A 22,603-nucleotide genomic window follows, 5' to 3' on the forward strand; every position below is an offset into this window, starting at 1 on the left:
AGGCCCCCTATCGACTCAAATACAGATTCCGCATTTCGTACGGACGCTGGAAGTGCTCGTCGCTCAGTGCGTCCACAAACGCAATCGCTTCGCCCGTAGATTTCATCTCAGGGCCCAGTTCCTTTGGCACCTCGGGAAATTTGTCCCACGAAAACACGGGTTCCTTGATCGCATATCCCTCAAGGTTCGAGGTGAGCCGCCCCTCCTTCCGAAAATCGGCAAGCTTCTGGCCCAGCATCACTTTCGTGGCGATATCCGACACAGGCACCCCTGTCGCCTTGGCGACAAACGGCACGGTCCGCGACGCTCTCGGATTCGCCTCAATACAATAAACGATCCCGTCCTTGACTGCAAACTGCACATTCATGACCCCTATAATATCCAGTCGTTCGGCAATGTCGCACACGTACCTACGCACGGTCTGTAAAATTTCCTCTGACAGGGAAAACGGAGGCAACACCGCCGTCGAATCTCCACTATGCACCCCCGCCGGCTCGATATGCTGCATGATACCTGCAATCCACGTCTCCTCCCCGTCACGCACCGCATCCACATCCATTTCGATAGCGTTCTCTAAAAACAGATCAAGCAGCACATGATTGTCCGGAAACAGCGTCCAGATTTTTTTCGTGTAGTGCTGCACCTCTTCCTTGTTGATTGCGATGCGCATTCCCTGGCCGCCGAGCACATAACTCGGACGAATCAGAATAGGATAGCCGATATGCTCGGCGGTGGCGACAGCCTCCTGTACGGTCACTGCCATGCCATAGGGCGGAAACGGTATTTCCAGTTCCTTGAGAACCTCCGAGAACTTACCCCGGCTCTCCGCCAGATCCATCATTTCGTATGACGTGCCAAAAATCCGAATGCCGTGCCGGTGTAACTTCTCCGCAATTTTCAGAGCCGTCTGTCCACCCAACTGCACGATGACCCCTTCCGGCTGTTCGTGCTCGATGATATCCAGAACCCGCTCCCAATACACCGGCTCGAAATACAACTTGTCCGCAATGTCGAAATCCGTCGAGACCGTTTCCGGGTTACAGTTGATCATAATGGCCTCGTATCCGCTGTCCCGCGTAGCGTTTACGCCATGTACGCAGGAGTAATCGAACTCAATGCCCTGACCGATACGGTTCGGCCCGCTCCCCAGAATGATCACTTTCTTGCGGTCGGACACCTTGCTTTCCGTGCCCTGTTCGTACGAAGAATAGAAATAGGGCGTCTCCGCCGGGAATTCTCCCGCACAGGTATCCACCACCTGAAACGACGGGATCACACCGAGCGCTTTTCTGTGTTCCCGAACCTGCATCTCGCTCGCCTCTCCATTCAGCAGGTATGCAATCTGAATGTCGGAAAAGCCATACTGCTTCACCCGTTTCATGAACTCGGCGTCTATCTCCTGCAAGGTCCGCTCCGCGATCGCCTCCTCCAATCGCACAATGTCCCGAATCTGGTACAGAAACCACGGATCGACCTTCGAAACATCCGCAATTTCATCTACGGATGCCCCCAGTTTGAAGGCATTCCGAATCTGGAGTGTCCGGTCCCATAGGGGTTTGGCCAGACGCTCGCGCACCTCCGCAGGAGAAGCATCCTCTCGATCACCGCCAAGGCCATTGTAGTCAATCTCCAGACCCTGCCAGGCTTTTTGCAGGCTCTCAGGAAACGTCCGGCCGATGGCCATCACTTCACCCACTGCCTTCATCTGGGTAGTGAGTTCTTCATCCACGCCCTCGAACTTGTCAAAATTGAAGCGCGGAATCTTGGTCACCACATAATCTATGGCCGGCTCGAAACAGGCGCTTGTAGTACCAGTCACTTCGTTCGGCAACTCATCCAGGGTATATCCTATAGCCAACCGGGCCGCCACCTTCGCGATCGGGTACCCCGTTGCTTTCGAAGCGAGCGCCGACGAGCGCGATACGCGCGGATTGATCTCTATGACAATCATGCGCCGGCCGGCCGGATCGAATGCAAACTGGATATTGCACCCCCCCGCAAAGGTGCCGATGGAACGCATGGCGCGAATCGCCGCATCCCGCATCCACTGGTACTGCTTGTCGGTGAGCGTCTGCGCCGGCGCCACGGTTACGGAATCTCCGGTATGCACGCCCATCGGATCCACATTCTCGATGGGGCACACGATAATGACGTTGTCGTTGGCGTCCCGAAGAAGTTCGAGCTCGTATTCCTTCCAGCCGAACAGACATTCCTCGATCAGCACCTCGTGAACCGGGGACATCTCCAGCCCCCGCATCACCTTGCGATCGAATTCCTCGTGCGTCCATACAATCCCGCCTCCGGACCCGCCCAGTGTATACGACGGCCGGATCACCACGGGAAGCTCTCCGATCTCCTGGGCGATCTCCTTCGCCTCCAGTAGACTCTTCGCCACACGGCTACGCGCCTGATCGATCCCTATGTGCTCCATCAGATCGCGAAACGCCTGCCGATCTTCCGTGATACGTATGGCGTCGATATCCACGCCGATAACGTCTATGTTGTGTGCTTCCCAGAACCCCTCATCCTGAAGTGTACCGGCAAGATTCAGCGCGGTCTGCCCACCCATGGTCGGCAGCACCGCATCCGGCTTCTCGACTTCAACAATTTCCCGGATCGAAGCCGGGATCAGATCCTTCAGGTAAATTTTGTCCGCAGTGAGTCTATCGGTCATAATGGTGGCCGGATTGGAATTGATCAGCACCACCTCATATCCCTCCTTGCGGAGCGCCCGTGCAGCCTGGGTACCCGAATAGTCGAACTCACATGCCTGACCGATCACGATAGGTCCGCTCCCGATCAGCAGAATCCGGTGAATGTCCTCACGTTTGGGCATAGATTCCCAACAAAATGATTTTTCTTGCCATTGTGTGCGCTTTGCTCATGCCGTCGCCTTCTCCGTGGTCCGTACCGACACGGACCGGCGCATTTCCACTTCCTTCAGAAACAGATCGAACAAATAATGACTGTCGTGCGGTCCGGGGGACGCCTCGGGGTGATACTGCACTGAAAATGCCGCATGCTTCCTGAAACGCAGCCCCTCCACCGTCCGGTCGTTCAAGTTCCGGTGCGTAATGTCGGCGACCTTCGCAGGAATGGAATCTTCCAGTACAGCAAACCCGTGATTTTGCGTCGTAACCTCCACATGACCGGTGTCGAGATTCTTTACCGGCTGATTGGCGCCCCGGTGTCCAACGAACATCTTGTAGACCTCACACCCGGAAGCAAGCGCCATAAGTTGATGGCCCAAACATATCCCGAAGAGAGGGATGTCCGTGCGGAACGCTTTGCGGACCGTGGCGATCGCATCGGGCATAGCGCGCGGGTCCCCAGGGCCGTTCGAAAAAAAGAGGCCGTCCGGCTCCCAGGCAAGCACTTGTTTGAGCGATGTGGAAGCGGGAAAGAGACGAACCGCACAGCCATGCGCCTCGAACGACCGAAGAATATTGCGTTTCACTCCATAGTCGAATACCGCAATACGCGCACCATCTCCTCCGCACCAATCCGCGGCAGCTTCTACTGTGACCCGCGAAGCCAGTTCAAGACCGTCCATGGAAGGCCAGTTTCGCGCTTTCTCAATCAACCGCTCGTCATCAAGGTCAACAGAAGAAACCACGGCGTTCATAACCCCCTGCGCCCGGATATGACGAACGAGACGGCGCGTATCCACGCCGCTGATGCCCACCAGTTGATGCCGCTTCATAAAACGATCCAGCGACTCGTCGGCCTGCAGATTGGAATACTGCTCGGCAAATTGGCGCACTACGAACCCTGCAACCATCGGCACGTCCGCCTCCATGTCGATATCCATGGCTCCGTAGTTCCCGATGTGCGGATAGGTCATCATCATGATCTGCCCATGATAGGACGGATCCGTCATGATTTCCTGATACCCCGTCATGCTCGTATTGAAGCAGAGCTCGCCACCCGTTTCGCCCTGGTGGCCAATGGCGTATCCGTTCACGACAATCCCGTCCGCCAAAGCCAACTTGCACGGAGAGCCATTCGTCGGCGCTTGTTTCATAATCAGGTTAAGAACGATCAAAAATGCATCCTTTTAAATTAGGCATCTTTACGTCCGGTCTCAACACCTTCACGGGCATTTTGAAGACAAAGATGTATTAGCGCATTATCCGGGGTACAGAGCCCTGCAGCGGCCTCTGCTGTGAACCCTTGCATACAAGACGGGTTGAAACAGAAACTCTGTGCCGGCAGCCCATCGATGCCGCGTTCCGACCCGCACCATATCGCGAACCACCGCACCCGTTTTCTGGCGTGCCTTGCAACGACACTTGTCGTGCTCACCATCGCTGTTCGCTTCTGGCCCGTGCAGGTGACTTCGCCCGACGAGCGCGCGGTTTACCGTGCAGGCGAAACAGAACGCATCCACATCGAGGACATCCAGCCCACGAAACACGCCGCATCCGCCCCCGCCCCGCCCGCACCGCTGGTGCCGATTCTGGTTCCGGACGATGAGTATCTCGCAGAAGACGAGCTGGATCTTGCCGACGGTTTACTCCCTCTCGACGCATCCGAAGCGCCCGCAACCGATGCCGGAGAACAGGTTCGGCCTTCCGCCGGCGTCACGGCGGGGCCGCGCACCGTACGGTTTGTATATCCCGAGAATACGCAGGAAGCCAAGCGGAGGCGAGTACGCGCAAAGCTGGTGGTGCAGGTGCTCGTGAATGTCAGAGGCCAGGTCGAGGAGGCCACAGTCACCGAACGATTTTTGCTCGACGAAAACGGACTGGTCAAAGAACCGGTCGACCTCCTTGGGCACGGCCTTGAAGAAGCCGCTCTTTCCGCGGCAGCCCAATGGATGTTCCGACCGGCTCGCAAGGACGGCAAAGCGATCGCAAGCCGCACCACACTAACGTTTACGTTCGGCGTCGACAGTTAACCGCGCAAGACAAATCCCGGTTATAACCCGAGAATAGCGGGATCGCCCCCTTTAAGGATACTCTGACCAAAACCACTTCGCTCAGCGCTTTGCGGACTTAGGGCCTGTTAACACTACACAGAGTATCCTTACATATCCACGTACCTGGCGTCCTCCACATCTTCGTCCGTGCGGGAGGTCTCTTCCGGCCGGGGACCGGACCATCCTCCTTTCTCCTGTTGCTGTGGGGCCGCGATGCGCACAATCGCTCGCAACAACGCCCTTAAGATCCTGAAGATCATGTACACCAGTACACAAAAGGCGAGGATTTTAAGGAGCATGGTCAAGACATTACGTTTGGAACCTCGAACGGCAAACGGACAAGTTGCCCCTTATCCGGACAATTCGCAAGCAACTCCCCGACACGGGCATTGAATGGCGCAGGCACATACAGATCAGGAGCCAAATCGTACAGGGGCCGCAGTACGAATCGCCGGACAGCAAGCCTGGGATGAGGTACGGAAAGACCGTTCCCGGACAAGCACAGCCTGTCGAATACGAGCAAATCTATATCAAGCGTTCGGGAAGCCCACGCGGATGAACGGAGTAAAGGATCGGTCGCGCTGGGGGTACCGTTGATCGTTTCCGTACGGCGGCGACCTCTTGCCCGCTCAATCCGAAGCGCAAGCGCAAGCAATGTCCGGGCGTCCAGGCGGGTCCGAACCGCCACCACGAGATTCAGATAGGGCGGCTGCCACGCACTGCCGGGCAATACATGCGCCTCGGATTCGTAGACCGGAGACACGTCCGCCACCTGGACGTCTTCCGCACTGTGCAACCGCTCCACTGCAAAGCGGATATGATCGAACCGTTCACCGAGATTCGAGCCAAGAGCAAGAAACGCCCGATGTTCCTTCCGCGCCAACCGATTCAGAAATTCGTGTCAGGCTCGTCGAAACTCATCCCCTGCATCCAGATATTCCGGTAGCGAACATCGTGTCCTTCCGCCTGGAGTTTTACACCTCCCGGTCCATCGGTGATGCCGTTGCCGCCATCATTACCCCCATCCAGCGCAGAGCAAGGACCGCCCCACACCTTGTTGATGGGCACATTCTCATGCACCTTCTCCCCATTGAAATACATGGTGACCATCGCTTTCTCGCTACGATCGCCGTTCTCGTCGAAGCGAGCGCCACGAAACTGGATGTCGTATGCATTCCATTTCTGCAGGCCGTTGAACAACTCGTACGGAGCTTCCTTCTCGTTGATCACGGAAGCCATGCCATGCAACCCGTCCTCTCCTTCAACAACCTGGATCTCATACCGGTTGTCAAGATAGACCCCGCTGTTGCCCCGACTACGCGGAATCAGAAACTCAACATGCAGCCGGAAATCACGAGGCTTCTTCTTTGTCACGATGTCCGCCTGGCCATAGGTGCTTGAATAAGGCTCCTTGCTGGACATGGCCGTGCCCCTGCCTCCGTCAAAATGATTCGGAACGACATTCCATTTGATGGGCATCGAAGAGGCAAAACAAGGTCCTTCCCAATATTCCCAGTTTTCGTCAAGCGATGCACGCGTCCCGTCGAAAAGCACATCGGCGCCTTCCGGGGCTTCCGCACCCACACCGACTTGCGCCGTGGCGCTTGCAACTGTGCCGAATGTAAAAACAACAGCTGCGAGCATCGGCAGCAAAAAGTTTGAACGACTCATGTTCAGATACCGTTGATGAAGTAAGAGTGGGGGTAAACACAGACACACTGCACCTTTGCACAAAGATGAAGTGCGCAAAGCCTTCTAAGGATACGACAAAAATTCATGAGATACCGGAGCGCGATAAACTTATGTCGTGCAACCCGGAAACCATTCCCTTGCGGAGGGGGAGGGATTCGAACCCCCGGCGCCCCAAAGGGCGCAACGGTTTTCGAGACCGCCCCGTTCGACCACTCCGGCACCCCTCCGTTACCCGATACAGACCGGAAGATGATCCGGCAACCCTGATTTCAGGCGGAGCAATCAACAAGTGATGGGGACATCTGTTCCTGGCAGGGGCGCGTTGGAAATGCAATACGGTTCACCGCTACGCTCGCCCCGCCTGGCCTGACAGAAAAACAGGCCCCGCAGAGCGCCGATGCATAGTGTTAACAGGCCCTAATTCTCCGGAGATTTTTCATACCGATCGGAACCGCCCTTGGAGCGCTCCGAATACGCCCCCTTGCGCCCATGATTCATCGAAGAAGAATCTTTGCGGCCATGACCTATCGAAGAAGAATCCTTGCGACCACGATGCATCGAGGAAGAATCCCTGCGCCCACGGTCCTTCCTGTAATGCCGCATCCGCTCCATGCGTTCATTCAACGCATCGATCTGCTCTTCCGTAAGGAGGCTATCCAGCGAGGCGCGAAAAGATTCCATAATCTCCTCCACCGTCTCCCGGCTTTCCGCATGATGCACATCCAACCTCTCAGCCGTCTGCTCCAGCACGTCCCGAATGGCGTTGCGCTGGGCGTCGTTCGTCGGTTCGATCATCTTGTCCATAAACTTCACAAACCCTGCCTGGGAACGTAAGGAAGTGAGCCGCTCAATACGGTTTTCCACCATCAGCGTATGGACAAATACGCCGAGCAACATGCCGATAAGCAGCGTACTCAGCAGCAATAAGGTCGATTTCGTACGAGCAGTCATGACTTTCCAGTAGCGCCTGGAATCAGGAATGGTTCGTTACATGATCGGATAGGACAAGGCATCCAGCAGCGAGACGGAGGGCAGTCCGAACACTGCTTCTACAAAAGACGAAGCAGCGCCCAGCGACTGGTACGTGATTGCATTGTATACTCCGAACGCAACCGCCGCAACGAGACTCGCCGTCGCCGCTCGCAGAAATACCCATTGCAGCCCGTGGTAAAGCGACTCGCCCGGTTCCTGCTCAACGCCTTGCAAGCGCCGCATCACCCGTTCGTTGAAATACGGCCCAAAGGATTCCGCCCGGGTCGTCCGGAGCGCGCCCTGCAGCGTACGAAGCGTATAAAGGGCTTCCCGCAGGGAAGTCTCCCCTGCAAGGCGCTCGTCCATGTCGCGACGATCCGCAGCGGACAAATCGCCTTCGATATATCGCAATAATTTCTCGTGATCCGTGAGCATCGCACCCTATGTGTTTACGGATTTTCCAGAAGCAACGGGCCAAGCAAGCCCTTGAGCCGCTCCAGCGCCCGCGACAAGCGGGACATGACCGTACCTTCCGGAACATTCAGCATGGCAGCCGTTTCCCGGGTCGAATACCCTTCGAGCATACGCAGCACCACGACAGCGCGCTGCTCAGGATTTATTTGTCCCAGGGCAGCATGCACAAGGCGCTTACGCTCCCGTGCATCGATCGCATCGCCCTCTTTCACAACCGGTTCCAGCAATTCCAATGCTTCCTGATCGGGCCGAACGAACCGTTCTCTCCACCGCTTACGCTGTTTCAACGCCTTGAGCGCCTGATTAATCGCGATCCGCACAATGTACGTACCGAGGGCGGCATCCCCCCGATACTTGTGGAGATAGGTATGGAGACGAATGAACGTCTCCTGCCCCACATCGTCTGCCTCAGGGCATCTTCCCATCATGCCGATCACCGTCGCAGCCACTTGTCCCTCATATCGGTGTATGATCTGCTCGAATGCGAGCGCGTCTCCATCCCGGGCACGCTCCACTAATTCCTGGTCCGTAGGCCCCGCCGCATGCGGCATAACGTATTCGTGCGGTTCGTCCCGAACAGTCCTTATTGCCGTGCTCACACGTAGCCGACGCACAAGACGCATAAACGGTGCGCACTTGTTTGACCCCTACGGGCAAGCATTCATTCCATCTACCCGATGCAGATTTTTCGATACTCCTTTAAAAATGTCCTCGCAGCATTCCGGAAGAGCCGGCGCACAAAACAAATATCGTCAGGATGTCGAATTTTCCAGACAGGCACGCACTACCTCTGCCGTCGAGGAAAGTGCCTCGTCCAGTTTTTCCGGACGGCGCCCCCCTGCGGTAGCCAATTCAGGACGCCCTCCACCCCCGCCGCCCACGATGCGGGCAAGCCGCCCTACCAGATCGCCTGCCTTCAACACACCCGGCCGGATGACATCATCGGATACCACCGCGGCAAGGTATACCTTGTCTCCCTCGGAATCCGGAGCGCCCAGTACTGCCACGGAAGATTCGCCCATGCGCTCACGCATTGTTTCCGCCAGGCTGCGCAACATATCCATCGACACCGGTTCCACCCGGCCTGTTATTACACGAATCCCCTCGACCTCACGTCCCTTCTCAAGAAAATCCTCCAATTGTCCGGCAAGCGCCTGCTCCCGGTGCCTCTCCACTTCGCGCCGGAGACGTTTGTTCTCCGCCACCAGTCGGGCAATTTCCTCCGAGGCCGGACGTTGTACAGACCCGATTTGCTCCCGGACGCCCACCAACTCTTTCCGTTCCTGTTCGATTACACCCAGCGCCTGCTCGCCAACCACAGCCTCCAGACGTCGTATTCCTGCCGCAACCGATCCCTCCGACAAAAAACGAAAAACACCCAACTCGCCTGTGGCGCGGACATGCGTGCCGCCGCACAATTCAACGGACAAGGCCGGATCGAACGTAACGATGCGTACGCGATCGTCGTATTTCTCTCCAAAGAGCGCTATGGCGCCCCGAGCCTGCGCCTCCGCCATCGGCACATCGAATTCGATACGCGCCGGCACATCACGCTGGATTACCTCGTTGATTCTCGCCTGTACGGCCTCCAGCATTTCCGGCGCCACGCGCTCATAATGGCTAAAGTCGAAACGCAATCGGTCGGGAGCCACGAGCGATCCCCGTTGCTGTACATGCTCGCCCAGCACCTCACGCAGCACCGCATGAAGCAAATGTGTCGCAGTATGGTGTTTTGCGATGCGGAGTCTACGATCCGCATCCACCGCCGCATGCACCAGCGCAGAGGGGTCGTCCGGCAAGCGGTCGACGCAGTGCACAATGCGGTGCTGGTGTTTTTTCGTATCCAGCACCCGGATCTGCTCCCCCCCTACATCCAGTATGCCCGTATCTCCTACCTGCCCGCCGCTTTCTCCATAAAAAGGCGTACGATCAAGTACGATTTCACACTGTACACGAGCGGCCTGACGGGCTCTTTTTTCTTCATCTTTACCGTTCACCTCCAGCGAAACAGCTCGCATCGCAGCAATGCGGACATCCGTTGCTTCCAGAGTAGTGTACCCGACGAACAGCGAATCCCCGGGCACAAAATCATCGCCCGACACGAATACCTGCCATGCTTCTTCCGTATCCGCGGCCATCCGGAACGAGGCGCCCGCACGGGCACGTTCCTTCTGCATCTCCATGAGTTCCTCGTACCGCGCAATATCCTCGTCATGCACCACAAGGCCCTTCTCGCGCGCCATGAGTTGCGTCAGGTCCACAGGAAACCCGTACGTATCATGCAGCAGAAAAATGATCTCTCCGGGAATACGTCCACCCGTTGCCGCAAAGATGAATACCCTGTATGCCTCGTATCCCGGCCTTTTTCCGAACGCCTTCTGAAGGATATCCAGCATCTTCCGGTCAGAACCCAGTAAGCTGAGCACTTTCTGCGCAGCGGACTTCGTTTCCCTGACACGACGGTACCCCTTGCCGGAATAGTCCATCCTCGCCCTGCTGTTTACCGTATGGATGGATACCCCCTCTCGGGCCGCTACTTCCTGAACTGCATGTTCGGACTCCTTGATGGCATCGGCCAATGCCTTGACATGGTTCGCGATGTACTCGAAGAAATCGATGCCCGTACCGAGCGTTCGCAGGAAGTGCTCCTCTTCGGCCCGCGTGACGCGTTCTATATGTTCGCGGTGGGTGCGCAATTCCGGGAAAGAATCGCCCATTTTTTCGGCGAGCGGCAGGATGAGCCGGTGAACGAACGGCTCCCTCATCCCTAACGCCTGATAGCCGAATCGCACAGCCCGGCGCAGAATACGCCGGATCACATAGGAACGCCCCACATTGCCCGGGGCCACCCCGTCAGCTATGGCGAAAGCGATCGTGCGCACATGGTCGGCTACAACACGCATCGCTACGCGGCACCGCTCGCGCTCCGCCTCGTCGGCAATATCGATGTCGTCGTAGGATACAATTTCCTCGCGAGGCGACAATGCCGCCACGCCGGCAAGAAGCGATGCAAACAGATCCGTATCGTAATTCGACCGTTTCCCCTGCAGCACCGCCACCAACCTCTCGAGCCCCAGTCCTGTATCCACATGCCGGGCCGCAAGCGGCTCGAGCGACCCGTTAGCCAGCGCGTTGTACTGGATGAACACGAGGTTCCACAGTTCTATCACCTCCGGGTGATCTGTGTTGACCAGTTCCCTGCCGGGCACGGCCCGGCGCGCCTCGTCCGAACGCATATCGATATGGATTTCCGAGCAGGGCCCGCACGGACCCTCGTCACCCATCATCCAGAAATTGTCTTTCGAGCTTCCGTAGAGGATGTGATCCGGATGGATGTCCGTTTCGGACTTCCACAGCGCAGCCGCTTCCGAGTCGGGCGGCAGATCCAATGCCTCATCGCCCTCATGCACCGTAGCATACAACCTGTCCGGAGCCAACCCGAATACGTCCACGAGTAATTCCCAGGCCCACCCGATGGCTTCTTGCTTGAAATAGTCGCCGAACGACCAGTTGCCCAGCATCTCGAAAAACGTATGGTGATACGTATCGAGACCTACCTCTTCGAGATCGTTATGCTTTCCGGATACCCGGAGACATTTCTGGGTGTCCGCAGCACGGCGGTAGTCCCGCTCGCCCGTTCCGAGAAAAACATTCTTGAACTGGTTCATCCCGGCATTCGTGAAGAGCAGTGTGGGGTCCCCGTGAGGCGCCAGTGAATCGCTCGGCACGATCTCATGCCCCCGATCCCGGAAAAAATCGAGGAAGGCGCTGCGAATATCGTTGGAAGAAAGCAGATCGGGCATGACAGAGCAGGCGAAAGACGCCATGCATTGACAGTTCACGAATCGCAAATGAACGAAGGGAAAGGCGCAATGTGCCCAAACCCGCGCATTAGGGCCTGCTGCGTTTCCGCGCCTGGACAATATCGCTGGGCACGCCGCGCGATACATACGGATTGTCCGGCACATAAAAGCGCCAGGGTAATTCGGCGCCCCGGGTGATACCGATGCGGCACGACGTCTCGACGGCAGGATGTCCTGTGGCGCCGGATTCTATCACACACAGGGGCGGCTTCGTAACGGAAGTATTGTGCAGGGCCCCGGCAATAGCAAAGGCCTGGGCCAGTTTTCCGGGGCCGTTCGCAAGATCAATGTCGCTGCGCGCCGATACCCGCCGCTCGTACATGGAGTCAATGCCCCGAAGCGGTTCCGCGGCGCGCAAAAGCACGCCGCCGCCGATTCCTTCCCGCTCCGTCACCACATTCATCAGCCAGTGCACTCCATACGTCAGGTATACGTACGCCGTGCCGGGCTTACCGAACAGATCGCGTCCGCGGCCTTCCGGCTTGAGCAACCCGGTTTCCCGGTCAAGAATACCCCATCCATGGAACGCGGGATCGTCCTGCGTATAGGCTTCCGTTTCCACGATACGGCCGGAGAGTTCCGTGCCGTCGTCCAGCACACGCACAAGATGCTTGCCGATCAGGTCGCGCGCTACCTCGAGCGTGGGCCGCTCGTAAAATTTTTCCGGCAGTATGTGCATTTTTGGTGTAACCCCTGACCGAATGTTCCGTAATCAAGGTAAACGCCCACTAATAATATAGGGGTTGCCTTATAGCGCGTTTCCCGATCTTCCCGTAACAAAACACAGATTCCCATGCATTCCGCATTCCGTATAGCAGGCATCGGCGCCGGCGCATTGCTGCTTCTTGCCGTGACCGGAGCCACGTTGTTCCACCATGCCGAATTCGCCCCGCGCACCAGTCCGAACAGCCCGGACCGGATCGGCGACCGGGCTGAAGAGGAAATGATCAACGAGACATTCTCCGTGCAGCCGGGAGAACAATTGCTGGTGGATGTGATCCACAGCGACATCCATATCGAAAAAGCGAGGGGCAGTGAAGCGCGCATTCGCATCACGCTTGAAGGCAGGGAAATAAATGACCAGGCACACGACTTCTTCGAGTACCTGAACTTCGAGGTGGGACAAACGGACGGGAAACTGTTTGTCCGTACGGACCCGAAGGGCAATTGGAGTTGGCGCCGAAGTGGCTGGCGTATGCGCGCAGGCGTCCATGTGTATATTTCCGTGCCGGAGATGTTTGACGCCAAAATGGATGTAGCCCATGGTGATGTGGACATCGATGCCCTGAAAGGCGCCCTGAACGTAGACCTTGCCCATGGAGACCTGGATGCCGAATCGCTAAGCGGTTCCTCATTGTCCATGGACATAGCGCACGGTGACGTGCAAACCAGCCAGTTGGGTAGTGAGCGCATCCGGTTGGCCTTGCAACATGGCGATCTGTCCACACATCGGATCGACGCAACCGATGTCGAGCTATCTACCGCGCACGGCGATCTCGATATAGACTATGCGACCGCAGAAACCATTCGCATCCGTACGACGCACGGCGATCTGGCCATGAACCACGTTACTGCCGGGCAAATCGATGTAGGAGCATCCCACGGAGACATTGATGTCTACGAAATGGACGGCTATCCACGTATGGAAGTGCGGCATGGAGACATCAGCCTGCATTTTCTCCAGGCGGCGGGCGGCAATTTCAGCACTGCGCATGGAGATATCGACTTGTCCGCTCCGGAACGCACAGCGCTTGACGTCGATTTGAAGGCCTCCGACGTCTCCATGGACCATGCCTTCCAATTCGAGGGAACGCGTAAGGAAAAAGAAGTACAGGGGCGTGTGAATGGAGGCGGCCCCGAACTGTATGCCCGGGCATCGCATGGGGAAGTTGCTCTCCGGACAAGGTAGCCGGAAAAAACGGACTGCTTATAAGAAAGCGGGTCCCGGTCGCGGAAGGCGTCAGGAATAACGCACCGGCACCGTAAGGACAATGATTGTCAGGCGGCTCACGCCAACCAGGTCCCCGGCGACATTTTCGACGCGAATCTCCCATACCTGGGTGATTCCTCCAATGTGCAGAGGCCGCGCCGTTCCCGTAACCTTACCGGGGGCAGCGACTCGCCGGATATGATTTACGGAGATATCGAGTCCGAGGCAACGCTTCCTGGACCGATCCACGCACAGATGTGCCGCTACGCTCCCAAGCGTTTCCGCAAAGGCGGCGGATGCGCCTCCATGCATGATGCCCTGGGGCTGCATGGTGCGTTCGTCTATGGGCATCGTGCCGCGCAGGAAATCAGGGCCTATCTCGGTATACTCGATGCCAAGATGCGAGGCCATCGTACCGGCAGTTATTTCGGAGAGCGCATCCAGATCGGGCTCACCGAACCAGATGGGCGTCGCAGCGGGCTCCTGTGAGGATGGTTTACTCATCGTTTTCCTGTCGTCGAAATCTGTACAGCAAATATCCCGCGCGATGGTCCGATACACCGGCAATATTCGAACCTGACCGGCCTGGATCCACAACGGGCTGCATGTACATAGTGGATTCTACCATCCAAGCTACTTCCACATGAAACCTTTCGGCAAGGATATGGAGCGGAAGACGGGATTCGAACCCGCGACCTTTTGCATGGCAAGCAAATGCTCTACCAACTGAGCTACTTCCGCATATACACCATTCAGGCACGACAATCGCTCCGGAAAACGGAGCGGCGTATGCAAACGTAACGCACATACCCAGGTTCCCCGTAACGGCCCTTCGGAGCAAAGCAAACACTACCGAAAAAAGTAAAGGATACTCTGATCAAATCCCAGGAGCAAAGCAGATGTTGTAGTTACCCTGCAACCACTTCAGCAACGGCTCCCCGTTTGGCAAGACGCCCCTGCTTGACAAGCAATTCGGCATTCAGCACAGCTCCTCCCGCAGCGCCCCGGATCGTGTTGTGAGAAAGTACGATAAACTTTACGTCCAGCACTTCGCAGGAACGGATACGCCCGACAGATACCGTCATGCCCCGTCCGAGCCCGACATGGCGGCGAGGCTGGGGAAAGCGTTCGTCCTCAAACACTTCGATGAATCGTGCCGGTGCAGACGGCAGATCGTACCCGGCGATCGGCGCCCGCCAGGTGCGCAGGGCTTCCTTGACATCTTCCGCATACACCGTGCCGCGAAATTGCACGGAAACGGCTTCAAGGTGCCCCTCAAGAACCGGAACCCGGGTGCATTGGGCGCTTACGCGAAGAGCCGCCGGCTCGATGCGGCCATCTACCAGCCGACCTAACAATTTTGTCGGCTCCGTAACCACCTTGTCTTCCTCGCCACCGATATACGGGACCACATTGCCGAGGGCATCCAGTGACGACACGCCCGGATACCCTGCCCCGGAAAGCGCCTGCATGGTGACTACATGTACAGCGTCCACATCGAAACGGTCAACCAGCGGCTTGAGCGCGCACACAAGACCCACCGTGCTGCAATTCGGATTCGTGACGATGAAACCGTCTCCACGATCCTGTCGATCGATCAGCGCGGTATGATCCGGGTTTACTTCGGGAATCAGGAGCGGAACGTCCTCCGCCATACGGTAATTGCGCGCATTCGAGATGACAGGATATCCCTCCCGCGCAAACAATGGCTCGATTTCGCCCGCCGCGGATGCATCCAGTCCGGAAAACACGAAGTCGGCCTCAAGGTCCGGCGCTGCCACCACCACCTTCATATCCGCAATGTCCGGCGAGATAGACGCCGATCCGATCCAGTTCGCGGCATCCGCGTACCGCTTGCCTGCGGAACGCTCCGATGCGGCTAATGCCGTAATCTCGAACCAGGGGTGCCCGTCAAGCACTTCGATGAATTTCTGGCCCACCGCACCGGTAGCGCCAAGAATGCCGACCTTCAGCTTTTCCTTCATATCTCGTACCGACCAATTGCTTTCTTGCATCCGGAAGCCGCCCGGCGTGGCCTGATTGCGGCGTCCTCCGGACAAACAGCCCGTTGGCTACGGCCCCTGCGGGCCATCACAGCAACGCAGGATTCAAACACCAATGAACTTCTCGCTCCGAACCGCGCACGCGCCCGGCGGTTCCGGACGCCGCAATTCCTCCTCCACCCATGTGCGAATGAACCGCCCCAATTGTTCAAATTCGATCAGAAAAGCATCGTGTCCATCCGGCGACCGGATGACCTCGAGCCGGGCCCCGGGAATCAACGAAGCCAATTCTTCCTGTTCGGCCAACGGATACAGTACATCGGAATCGACGCCGATAACCAATGTTTTCTTGTCCATGCTGCGCAACACATCCTCGTACGCGCCACGCCCGCGGGCGACATCGTGCGTATCCATCTGGTGCGTGAGATGCACATAACAGTTGGCATCGAACCGGTTCACCAGTTTGTCGCCCTGATAGCGCAGGTAACTCTCGACAGCGAACATATCTTCCGCACCATCCTGAGGACTGCGCCCGAATCGTCTGGTCAATGAACCCGAAGAGCGGTACGTCAGCATGGCGATCATGCGGGCCGTCGCCAATCCCTGCCGGGGTTGCTCCGTGTACTGCCCGTCGTTCCAGAGCGGATCTGCGTAGATGGCCTGCCGCTGGGTTTCGCTGAACCCGATACACCACGCGGAATGCCGCCCCCCCACGCCAATCGGTACAATACCGTCCACGAAATCATCCTCGAAGGCCCATTCAAGCGATTGCATGCCGCCCATGGACCCCCCAAGGGCAAACAATACCCGGCGTACGCCGAGCGCCTCCAGCACCTCCCGGTGCGCCCGCACCGTGTCGCGAATGGTCACGGCCGGAAACCCGGGGCCGTACGGCTCGCCGGTCTCGGGATTGTTCGAGACCGGGGAGGCCGAACCGTACGGCGACCCGAGTACATTCAGGCAAACGACAAAGAACCGGTTCGTATCGAGCGCTCGATCCGGCCCGATGAGCGGTCCCCACCAATCGTCCGCCGCCGAACTGCCCGTCAGGGCATGGCAAACGACGATCACATTGTCGCCTTGTGCATTCAACTCGCCCCAGGACGAATAGGCAACGGGTACGTCCGTCATCGTACGTCCCGAATCGAGCTGCAGCGTCGGAACCCTGAACACCTCAGCCATGAATCGATCCGGTTTATTCAGGCGGGAACCGGGTCCTTGATTGCAGAGAATGCCTGCGCAAAATCTCCGATGATGTCATCGATGTGTTCGATGCCTACGGAAACCCGCACGAGGTCCGGGGTCACACCGGCAGCCAACTGCTCTTCTGCAGCCAATTGCTGGTGCGTCGTCGAAGCCGGATGAATGATCAGGGTCTTGGCGTCCCCGACATTCGCCAGATGGCTGGCCAGCTTGACGCTGTTCACGAGCGTCCGACCTGCCTCCACGCCTCCCTTGACGCCAAATGCAAGCACCGCGCCGTATCCGTTGTTCAGATACTTGTTCGCTGCCGCATGGTACGGATCGTCTTCCAGTCCCGGATAGCTTACCCAGGTAACCTGCTCCTGATCTTTCAGCCAGCGGGCCAGCGTAAGCGCATTCTCGCAACTCCGGCCGACACGCAGGGACAGCGTTTCCAGTCCTTGCAGGAGAAGGAACGAGCCGAACGGATTTTGCGCCGGTCCGAGATCGCGCAAACCTTCCACGCGTGCGCGGATGATAAACGCCACATTGACGCCCAGCACGCCTTCAGGCCCGAAAGCCTCCCAGAAATTCAGGCCGTGATAAGCCGGAGAAGGCTCCGTGAACGTCGGGAAGCGACCATTATCCCAGGGAAACGATCCGCTGTCCACGATCACGCCACCGATGGTCGTACCATGACCGCCGATCCATTTGGTCGCGCTGGCAACCACAATGTGCGCCCCATAATCGAACGGCCGGGACAGATATCCGGCGGCGCCGAACGTGTTGTCCACGACGATGGGCACACCGTAGCGCTCGGAAACCTTCGCAATGCGTTCAAAATCAGGGATATTGAACCGGGGATTGCCGATCGTTTCCAGATAAATGGCCTTCGTCCGGTCATCGATCAGTCGCTCGATCGAATCGGCGTCGTCCCCGTCGGCAAAGCGCACATCGATACCCAACCGGGGAAACGTGACTTTGAATTGATTGTAGGTTCCGCCGTACAGAAAGCTGGTCGACACGATGTTGTCGCCGGCTTCTGCGATCGTCGAGATCGCCAGTAACTGCGCAGCCTGACCGCTGGATGTGGCAAGGGCTGCCACACCCCCCTCAAGCGCCGCAATGCGCTGCTCGAGGACATCGTTCGTCGGATTCATGATCCGCGTGTAGATATTGCCGAATTCCTTCAGCGCAAAGAGGTTGGCGCCGTGATCCGCGTCGTTGAACGTGTAGGACGTCGTGGCGTAGATCGGCACAGCACGGGCGTTCGTAGTAGGGTCGGGCGCCTGCCCTGCATGAAGTTGCAGGGTTTCAAAATGGGGCCCGGCGGCTTGTCCGTTGTTACTCATGATGTTTTGTGATGGTGGTGAGAGTATGGATTACCTGTTAGGGATGTCGAGACGGCTCTTCCCGAAGAGATGGAGGCCGCAGGCGGCGCGGCCTTCGCCAACGAAAGAGGGCATAAAAAAACCCCCTCCGCGTCGACGTGCGGAAGAGGCGAAAGTCCTTGACGGACAGGGAATCTCTCCCGCTCATCTTTCCTCGCGGGCTCCCGTTGCACCGAAGTGCGCCGGAGCGAGGCAGGAATTGGCACCTTTCCCTGTTCGCCGATCTTTAACCGGTCGAACGCGGCGGTTGCCAGGGCTTCAAAGGGCCTGCACCCTCCACCCTTCTGGATGAGCTATCTGAAACATCGTTTCATGGGCTCTGCTACAGAGGGGTTTCAGCGAAGGTTCCCGGATCCTCAAAAAAATTTTTGCGGGAAATGAAAACAAGGGAGCCGGAGGCGGTCTCCCGGAGGCCCTGGAGCAAACACACCGGGAATCCGGACGGCGCATGCAAGGCATTGGATCAAATCTCACCTCGACTTCATGGACATCGCTGCCCTCTCACCCTTCTCGTCCGTATCTTTCAACAGGTTCTGTGCCGCAGAGAGGATTCCGCAATACCATTTCCTCTGTAGCATTCTCCTGCTCACCCTTCCCGATCCGACACGATGCCCGGTAAAATCATGGACGGACGCGCCGTTGCTCAAGCCGTCCGTGAAGAAGTTCGCGAAGAAGTAGCGGCATGGACCGCAAGCGGCCATCGCTCCCCTCGACTCGCGGTCGTATTGGTGGGGGACCACCCCGCCTCCGCCTCCTACGTACGCGGTAAAACAAAAGCCTCTGCCGAAGTCGGCGTGGAAAGCGAAACGATCCTCCGGGACGCCGATATATCCGAACAGTCGCTGCTCGAACTTATCCGTGCGCTGAATGCAAACGACAGCGTAGACGGCATCCTCGTGCAGTTACCGCTCCCCGGGCATATCTCCGAAAAACGGGTCATCCATACGATCGATCCGGCGAAAGATGTCGACGGATTTCATCCCGAGAACGTAGGGCGCCTGCTGATCGGCGACCCGGCTTTTGTGTCTGCCACCCCGGCAGGCGTCATGGAATTGCTTGCCCGTGCGAAGATTGACATTCCCGGTAAACGGGCCGCCATCGTCGGACGATCGAATATCGTGGGAAAGCCCCTGGCAGCGCTTCTGATGCAGCGCGGAACGGACGCCACCGTGACCGTGTGCCACAGCTGGACGAAACACCTCGAAAACATCACGCGACAGGCCGATATCCTCGTGGCCGCCATAGGCCGCCCCGGATTTATCACGCAGGATATGGTAAAACCCGGTGCAACGGTCATCGATGTAGGCATCAACCGGGTCGACGACCCGTCTCGAGAGCGAGGCTATCGCCTCGTGGGAGACGTGGATTTTGACGGCGTGGCGGAGCAGGCGGGGCATATCACCCCCGTGCCCGGAGGGGTAGGTCCCATGACCATTGCCATGCTGCTCAGGAATACACTGGCTGCTGCGCAGGGAACGTACCGTTAGGGTCTGTTAGCAAAGGTTTCACCCGACAGCACGCCACGGATCTTTTCGGAGCGTTCCCTGCAAGATCCGGAGAGGAAACCCCTGCCCGGAAACCTTGTCCCCTTGACAGGGGTACCAGCGGAAGTTATTATGTACCCCTACTGCAGTAAATGGCTGTAGCGCCTGACCGGCTCCATGCATGCATCCTGCACACATACCCGTCGTTTCGTTGCGTTCCCGTCGCGCCTGCGACGAGGATGCTTGCTTTTTGCGTGGAGAAGCGCTTCGCCATAACTTCCGGCGGGAATTACCCCCGCCCAGATTGCCTGCACAGCGCTGATTCACTTGGGTCAGCGCTTTTTTTGTACCGCGCGGGCCTACCGTTGTCCAACCGCACAATTTTCTATCTTTTCCTACACGATAACGATGGCCATAGTACTTGCTTTTAGCGGCGGCCTCGATACGTCTTTTTGCGTGCCTTATCTCGCCGAAACCTTCGACGAGCCGATATATACGGTTACGGTCAATACAGGAGGGCTCTCGGAGAAAGAGGCGCAAGGCGTCGAGGCCCGCGCCCGGGCGCTTGGCGCCGCCCGACACATCCTCGTGGATGCACGCAAGGCCCTCTTTGACGATCACCTGAGTTACCTGATCAAGGGGAACGTCCTGCGCGGCGGCGTATACCCGTTGTGTGTCGGACCGGAACGGGTAACACAAGCCCGCATGGTGGTGCATGCGGCACAGCAAACCGGCGCACGGGCTATTGCCCACGGATCGACCGGCGCCGGAAACGACCAGGTCCGCTTCGATGTCGCCGTGCGCCTGCTGGCGGACGACATGGACATCCTGACCCCAATCCGCTCACTGGGGCTGAGTCGCGAGAAAACTACAGCCTTTTTGCAGGAACGCGGTTTCGACGTACCCCGCAAAACCACAGTGTGGTCCATCAACCGGGGCCTCTGGGGCACCACGATTGGAGGAGGCGAAACCCTAACCTCCGCCAACCCGCTCCCCGAAGAGGGATGGGTCGATACGGTAGCGCCTGCCAGCGCGCCCGACGCAGGACAGGAATGGGTGATCGGCTTCGAGAAAGGTCTTCCCGTTTCCATCAATGAATCGCTTCTCGATCCAGTGACCCTTATTGAAACTCTCAATACCGAGGGAGCTGCACACGGCGTCGGGAGAGGAATGCATGTAGGCGACACGATTCTTGGGGTCAAGGGACGCGTGGCTTTCGAGGCGCCGGCCCCGGCAATCCTGCTCTCTGCGCATCGCGAACTGGAAAAAATCGTGCTTACGAACCGGCAACGTTTCCAAAAGGATCATCTGGCGGACTACTATGGACAGATGCTCCACGAAGGGCAGTATTTCGACCCGGTAATGCGGGATATTGAAGCGCTCATCGATTCATCGCAGACTGTCGTCACCGGTACGGTACGGGTAAAAGCACGTCAGGGATGTATCGAGGTGCCGGGCTGCGAAAGTCCTTATTCGATGTTCGACCCCCGCGTGGCTGTCTACGGGGAAACCAACGCATTGTGGGATGGACGAGACGCCGAAGGCTTTACGCAGATTTACGGCGTGCAGGCTCTATTGGCGCATAGAGCACGCCGCAATGCGGAAAACGCGCCGAAAGAATCGCCCGCCTGACACACGCACTCATTGCATGCTGCCATGAATAACCGGATAGCTCTGCTTCACGGAGCAGGATACACGGGCGGCGAATTGATCCGCCTGCTTCTTACCCACCCGGAGGCCCGGCTTACCACCGTTACCAGTCGGGCGTACACCGGGAAACCGGTATGGTGCGCTCACCCGCATCTGCGCGGACAACTGGATCTGGTCTTCAGCAAACCGGACGAGTTCGACCCCGGTGAGGCAGACATTATCTTCATAGCTGCCGAGCACGGCAAAAGCGCCGGAATCGCAGCAAAGATATTCGCGGACGGATTTGACGGGATACTTATTGACCTGAGCGCAGATTTTCGGCTCGGGAGCGCCTCCCTGTACAAAACATGGTTTGATTTCGCACACCCGGCGCCCGACCTGCTGTCGTCGTTCGTATATGGCCTTCCGGAAATTTGCGCACCGTACCCCTCGGGGACAAAGCGTATTGCGAATCCGGGTTGTTTCGCGACGGGCATCAGTCTGGCGCTGTGGCCGGTTACGCAGCATATGGAAACCGTAGATGCCTTTGTAACCGCCTGGACAGGCGCTTCGGGTTCGGGGGCACGCCCCAAGACCGCCACGCACTTCCCGACCCGGGACGGAAATGTGCGGGCTTACAAAGCGCTGAATCACCAGCACCTCCCCGAAATAAAGCAGGTGCTGGGACCGGACACAGAGATTCGTTTCGTGCCCGTTTCCGGCCCTTGGACACGCGGTATCTGGGGTGTAGCGGATATTCCGCTGCCTGCAGGCGCCGCAGCGTCCGATGTGGAACAATGGTATACGGAAGCCTATGCGGACTGTCCGTTTGTCCGGCTCTATACGGATGGGCTCCCGGAACTTCGGTTTGCGGTACATTCCCCTTTCTGTGACATCGGATGGATCGTCCGGGACGGGCGCCTGTTGGTCGGTTTTGCGGAAGACAATCTGATCAAGGGAGCTTCCGGACAAGCCGTCCAGAATCTCAATCTTCTTCTCGGCTTGCCTGAAACGGCAGGTCTTCTTCCCGCCTCAAAGGCGCCATTTTGAACGCGCGCCCTA

General features: G+C 57.8%; 18 protein-coding genes, 2 tRNA genes and 1 riboswitch. Of the genes, 5 read left to right on the top strand and 15 right to left on the bottom strand.

Annotation, left to right across the window (positions count from 1 at the left end; all coding sequences use genetic code 11):
- Positions 1-7: 7 nt before the first annotated feature.
- Complete coding sequence (gene carB, locus F4Y00_10375; protein ID MYE05361.1) at positions 8-2,836, bottom strand: carbamoyl-phosphate synthase large subunit; 2,829 nt, start codon at positions 2,834-2,836, stop codon at positions 8-10.
- A 45-nt stretch (positions 2,837-2,881) separates the two neighbouring features.
- The gene (carA, locus tag F4Y00_10380) at positions 2,882-4,024 is read right to left on the bottom strand and encodes a glutamine-hydrolyzing carbamoyl-phosphate synthase small subunit (GenBank protein MYE05362.1); all 1,143 of its coding nucleotides are present in this window, start codon (positions 4,022-4,024) and stop codon (positions 2,882-2,884) included.
- A gap of 198 nt (positions 4,025-4,222) precedes the next feature.
- Here carA and F4Y00_10385 point away from each other — a divergent pair, with 198 nt between their 5' ends.
- Positions 4,223-4,900 carry an energy transducer TonB gene (locus F4Y00_10385; protein MYE05363.1) on the top strand — a complete coding sequence of 226 codons (678 nt, stop codon included), beginning with the start codon at positions 4,223-4,225 and terminating at the stop codon, positions 4,898-4,900.
- 322 nt (positions 4,901-5,222) lie between these two features.
- Here the strand turns inward: F4Y00_10385 and folK are convergent, their stop codons facing one another.
- The 8 genes from folK to F4Y00_10425 form a co-directional block, all read right to left on the bottom strand.
- Positions 5,223-5,813, bottom strand: coding sequence for a 2-amino-4-hydroxy-6-hydroxymethyldihydropteridine diphosphokinase (folK, locus tag F4Y00_10390; GenBank protein ID MYE05364.1), 591 nt, complete (start codon positions 5,811-5,813; stop codon positions 5,223-5,225).
- Positions 5,810-6,592 carry a DUF1080 domain-containing protein gene (locus tag F4Y00_10395; GenBank protein ID MYE05365.1) on the bottom strand — a complete coding sequence of 261 codons (783 nt, stop codon included), beginning with the start codon at positions 6,590-6,592 and terminating at the stop codon, positions 5,810-5,812. Before F4Y00_10395 ends, folK begins: the two co-directional genes overlap by 4 nt.
- Before the next feature lie 161 nt (positions 6,593-6,753).
- Positions 6,754-6,840: transfer RNA gene (locus F4Y00_10400), tRNA-Ser, on the bottom strand.
- 190 nt (positions 6,841-7,030) lie between these two features.
- Entirely contained in the window at positions 7,031-7,564 is a 534-nt protein-coding gene (locus F4Y00_10405) for a hypothetical protein (GenBank protein MYE05366.1), read from the bottom strand.
- Between the two features lie 36 nt (positions 7,565-7,600).
- Entirely contained in the window at positions 7,601-8,020 is a 420-nt protein-coding gene (locus F4Y00_10410) for a hypothetical protein (GenBank protein ID MYE05367.1), read from the bottom strand.
- Between the two features lie 14 nt (positions 8,021-8,034).
- Entirely contained in the window at positions 8,035-8,682 is a 648-nt protein-coding gene (locus F4Y00_10415; GenBank protein ID MYE05368.1) for an RNA polymerase sigma factor, read from the bottom strand.
- A 129-nt stretch (positions 8,683-8,811) separates the two neighbouring features.
- A complete protein-coding gene (gene alaS / locus F4Y00_10420) occupies positions 8,812-11,862 on the bottom strand; it encodes an alanine--tRNA ligase (GenBank protein MYE05369.1) in 3,051 nt (1,016 codons plus the stop codon).
- 88 nt (positions 11,863-11,950) lie between these two features.
- Positions 11,951-12,601: a DNA-3-methyladenine glycosylase gene (locus F4Y00_10425; protein MYE05370.1), complete on the bottom strand. Its 651-nt coding sequence runs from the start codon at positions 12,599-12,601 to the stop codon at positions 11,951-11,953.
- Positions 12,602-12,715: 114 nt separating this feature from the next.
- Between F4Y00_10425 and F4Y00_10430 the strand changes: the two genes are divergently transcribed.
- Positions 12,716-13,831 carry a DUF4097 domain-containing protein gene (locus F4Y00_10430; GenBank protein ID MYE05371.1) on the top strand — a complete coding sequence of 372 codons (1,116 nt, stop codon included), beginning with the start codon at positions 12,716-12,718 and terminating at the stop codon, positions 13,829-13,831.
- A 51-nt stretch (positions 13,832-13,882) separates the two neighbouring features.
- On the opposite strand, the gene F4Y00_10435 is transcribed toward F4Y00_10430, so the two are convergent.
- The 5 genes from F4Y00_10435 to F4Y00_10455 all read right to left on the bottom strand — a co-directional run bounded on the left by F4Y00_10435 (position 13,883) and on the right by F4Y00_10455 (position 18,389).
- Positions 13,883-14,317, bottom strand: coding sequence for a hotdog fold thioesterase (locus F4Y00_10435; protein MYE05372.1), 435 nt, complete (start codon positions 14,315-14,317; stop codon positions 13,883-13,885).
- 200 nt (positions 14,318-14,517) lie between these two features.
- Positions 14,518-14,593 (bottom strand) — tRNA-Gly (locus tag F4Y00_10440).
- A gap of 167 nt (positions 14,594-14,760) precedes the next feature.
- Entirely contained in the window at positions 14,761-15,837 is a 1,077-nt protein-coding gene (asd, locus tag F4Y00_10445; GenBank protein MYE05373.1) for an aspartate-semialdehyde dehydrogenase, read from the bottom strand.
- 123 nt (positions 15,838-15,960) lie between these two features.
- Positions 15,961-17,037 carry a homoserine O-acetyltransferase gene (metX, locus tag F4Y00_10450; GenBank protein ID MYE05374.1) on the bottom strand — a complete coding sequence of 359 codons (1,077 nt, stop codon included), beginning with the start codon at positions 17,035-17,037 and terminating at the stop codon, positions 15,961-15,963.
- 17 nt (positions 17,038-17,054) lie between these two features.
- A complete protein-coding gene (locus tag F4Y00_10455) occupies positions 17,055-18,389 on the bottom strand; it encodes an O-acetylhomoserine aminocarboxypropyltransferase/cysteine synthase (protein ID MYE05375.1) in 1,335 nt (444 codons plus the stop codon).
- Positions 18,390-18,569: 180 nt separating this feature from the next.
- Positions 18,570-18,723, bottom strand: a riboswitch (SAM riboswitch).
- Positions 18,724-19,036: 313 nt separating this feature from the next.
- Here F4Y00_10455 and folD point away from each other — a divergent pair.
- The 3 genes from folD (at position 19,037) to argC (ending at position 22,591) form a co-directional block, all read left to right on the top strand.
- Positions 19,037-19,915: a bifunctional methylenetetrahydrofolate dehydrogenase/methenyltetrahydrofolate cyclohydrolase FolD gene (folD, locus tag F4Y00_10460; protein MYE05376.1), complete on the top strand. Its 879-nt coding sequence runs from the start codon at positions 19,037-19,039 to the stop codon at positions 19,913-19,915.
- A 405-nt stretch (positions 19,916-20,320) separates the two neighbouring features.
- Positions 20,321-21,544 carry an argininosuccinate synthase gene (gene argG / locus F4Y00_10465; GenBank protein ID MYE05377.1) on the top strand — a complete coding sequence of 408 codons (1,224 nt, stop codon included), beginning with the start codon at positions 20,321-20,323 and terminating at the stop codon, positions 21,542-21,544.
- Between the two features lie 24 nt (positions 21,545-21,568).
- The gene (gene argC / locus F4Y00_10470) at positions 21,569-22,591 is read left to right on the top strand and encodes an N-acetyl-gamma-glutamyl-phosphate reductase (protein MYE05378.1); all 1,023 of its coding nucleotides are present in this window, start codon (positions 21,569-21,571) and stop codon (positions 22,589-22,591) included.
- Positions 22,592-22,603: the final 12 nt, after the last annotated feature.

The sequence above is a fragment of the Bacteroidetes bacterium SB0662_bin_6 genome, assembly GCA_009839485.1.
In the GTDB taxonomy this organism is placed as follows: Bacteria; Bacteroidota; Rhodothermia; order Rhodothermales; family VXPQ01; genus VXPQ01.

Excerpts from the sequence above, each read along its gene's own strand:
- carB (MYE05361.1), bottom strand. The coding sequence starts at position 2,836 with ATGCCCAAACGTGAGGACATTCACCGGATTCTGCTGATCGGGAGCGGA.
- carA (MYE05362.1), bottom strand. The coding sequence starts at position 4,024 with ATGAAACAAGCGCCGACGAATGGCTCTCCGTGCAAGTTGGCTTTGGCG.
- F4Y00_10385 (MYE05363.1), top strand. The coding sequence starts at position 4,223 with ATGCCGCGTTCCGACCCGCACCATATCGCGAACCACCGCACCCGTTTT.
- F4Y00_10395 (MYE05365.1), bottom strand. The coding sequence starts at position 6,592 with ATGAGTCGTTCAAACTTTTTGCTGCCGATGCTCGCAGCTGTTGTTTTT.
- F4Y00_10405 (MYE05366.1), bottom strand. The coding sequence starts at position 7,564 with ATGACTGCTCGTACGAAATCGACCTTATTGCTGCTGAGTACGCTGCTT.
- F4Y00_10410 (MYE05367.1), bottom strand. The coding sequence starts at position 8,020 with ATGCTCACGGATCACGAGAAATTATTGCGATATATCGAAGGCGATTTG.
- F4Y00_10415 (MYE05368.1), bottom strand. The coding sequence starts at position 8,682 with ATGCGTCTTGTGCGTCGGCTACGTGTGAGCACGGCAATAAGGACTGTT.
- alaS (MYE05369.1), bottom strand. The coding sequence starts at position 11,862 with ATGCCCGATCTGCTTTCTTCCAACGATATTCGCAGCGCCTTCCTCGAT.
- F4Y00_10425 (MYE05370.1), bottom strand. The coding sequence starts at position 12,601 with ATGCACATACTGCCGGAAAAATTTTACGAGCGGCCCACGCTCGAGGTA.
- F4Y00_10430 (MYE05371.1), top strand. The coding sequence starts at position 12,716 with ATGCATTCCGCATTCCGTATAGCAGGCATCGGCGCCGGCGCATTGCTG.
- asd (MYE05373.1), bottom strand. The coding sequence starts at position 15,837 with ATGAAGGAAAAGCTGAAGGTCGGCATTCTTGGCGCTACCGGTGCGGTG.
- metX (MYE05374.1), bottom strand. The coding sequence starts at position 17,037 with ATGGCTGAGGTGTTCAGGGTTCCGACGCTGCAGCTCGATTCGGGACGT.
- F4Y00_10455 (MYE05375.1), bottom strand. The coding sequence starts at position 18,389 with ATGAGTAACAACGGACAAGCCGCCGGGCCCCATTTTGAAACCCTGCAA.
- folD (MYE05376.1), top strand. The coding sequence starts at position 19,037 with ATGCCCGGTAAAATCATGGACGGACGCGCCGTTGCTCAAGCCGTCCGT.
- argG (MYE05377.1), top strand. The coding sequence starts at position 20,321 with ATGGCCATAGTACTTGCTTTTAGCGGCGGCCTCGATACGTCTTTTTGC.
- argC (MYE05378.1), top strand. The coding sequence starts at position 21,569 with ATGAATAACCGGATAGCTCTGCTTCACGGAGCAGGATACACGGGCGGC.